2 protein-coding genes are annotated in these 1,647 nt (G+C 72.7%); both read right to left on the bottom strand.

All coding sequences use genetic code 11. The features are described 5' to 3' along the window. Nucleotides 1-164: 164 nt before the first annotated feature. Nucleotides 165-770 carry a LysE/ArgO family amino acid transporter gene (locus PROKR_RS17800; protein WP_036965266.1) on the bottom strand — a complete coding sequence of 202 codons (606 nt, stop codon included), beginning with the start codon at nucleotides 768-770 and terminating at the stop codon, nucleotides 165-167. Nucleotides 771-867: 97 nt separating this feature from the next. After that, a partial coding sequence (locus PROKR_RS17795; protein WP_036965263.1) for an ArgP/LysG family DNA-binding transcriptional regulator occupies nucleotides 868-1,647 on the bottom strand: 780 nt, incomplete at its 5' end.

Here is a 1,647-nt window from a genome sequence, read left to right as displayed (position 1 = left end):
GGGCGACGCCGGGGGCGACTCGGGCTCCGGCGACGCCGGTGGCACGACGGGCACCGAGGGCGGCGGGAACGGCGGCGGGGGCGGCGGCGGAAAGCCGAAGCCGAAGCCCAGCCCGAGCCCCGAGGTGCTGCTCGACGGCGTCTGCGCCTGACACGTGACGGGGATCAGGCGCCGAGGACGAGCGAGGCCGCCACGACCACCATCGTGACCGCGACCACGCTGTCCAGGACGCGCCAGGCGCCGGGCTTCTCCAGCAGCGGCGCCAGGTAGCGCGCGCCGTAGCCCAGGGCGACGAACCAGGCGGTGCTGGCGAGGCAGGCGCCGAGCCCGAACCACCAGCGGTCGTCACCGTGCGTCGCCGCGAGCCCGCCGACGAGCACCACCGTGTCGAGGTAGACGTGGGGGTTCAGCCAGGTCAGGGCGAGGGTGGTGGCGACGGCGGCGCCGACCGTCCGCGTGGTCATGCTGTGCCGCCCCATGACCACCTGCTGGCCCTTCCAGGCTCGGCGGGCGGCCATGCCGCCGTAGACCAGCACGACGACGGCGCCCGCCCACCGCGCGATCTCGACCACCAGGGGCGCGCTCTGGATCAGGGAGCCGAGCCCGCCGACCCCCAGCGAGATGAGCACGAAGTCGCTGACGGCGCAGATGCCGGCGACAAGACCCACGTGCTCTCTGCGCAGGCCCTGGCGGAGGACGAAGATGTTCTGCGCACCGACGGCGACGATGAGCGAGAGGCCGAAGGCCATCCCGGCAAGCGCTGAGAGCATTCCTGAACCGTAAGAAGTCGGACAGGGGATGTCCGGTTCATGATTCGGAAGTGCGGAAGGACTGTTACAGGGTTAATGATGGGGGTACGTCCAGATTTCACGCCGGAAGTAACTTGCGTGTTGCTTCTTTTCGCAGCGCCGCCGTGACCCGGTCGAGCACCGCGGACCGCAGCTTCCACTGCTGCAGGTGGAGCGGGACGTCCAGGACGTAGCCGGGCTCCATCAGCGTGATGCCGCCGCCGGTACCCGCCTGCAGACCGCCGATCGTGGGCTGCTCCAGGAGCATGCCCCAGCCCAGGCCCAGGCGGATGGTGTCCTCGTACTCGACGGTGCTCGGCACGTGGTACCGCGGCGGACGGGCGTGCGGCGCGCGTGCGCGCAGGTACACGTCCTGCAGGTCGTCGGTCCGGTCGAAGACGACGACGGGCGCGGCGGCCAGGGCGTCCGGCGTCGGGCCGTCGGGGAACCAGCGTTCCGCGAAGGCGCGTGTGCACGCCGGGCGGTAGCGCATGATCCCGAGCGGGGTGCTGCGGCAACCCTGTACCTGCGCGGTCTGCGAGGTGACCGCCGCCATGACCACACCCTCGCGGAGCAGGTCGGCCGTGCGGCTGTCGTCGGCGCGGTGCAGGTCGAAGGTGACGCCCTCGACCTGGGCGAGGGCGGGCAGCACCCAGGTGGCCAGCGAGTCGGCACTGACCGCCAGCGGGACGGTGACGAGACGGGCGGGCGCGCCGCTCTCCACGTTCTGAGCCGGGGTGTCCTGGGCCCCGAGCTCGACGGCGACCTCCGCCCCGAGCAGCTCGGTCTGCCGGGCGAGGCGCAGCAGCGCCTGGCCCGACGGCGTGGCGACCACGGGGCGGGCGCGCCGGACCAGCAC

This window comes from Promicromonospora kroppenstedtii DSM 19349 (assembly GCF_000515355.1).
Classification (GTDB): domain Bacteria; phylum Actinomycetota; class Actinomycetes; order Actinomycetales; family Cellulomonadaceae; genus Promicromonospora; species Promicromonospora kroppenstedtii.
Note: the sequence above shows the minus strand (reverse complement) of the source record. Positions and strands in the feature narration are given on the sequence as shown.

Bases quoted from the DNA above. Each gene is read 5' to 3' on its own strand.
- PROKR_RS17800 (WP_036965266.1), bottom strand. From the start codon at position 770: ATGCTCTCAGCGCTTGCCGGGATGGCCTTCGGCCTCTCGCTCATCGTC.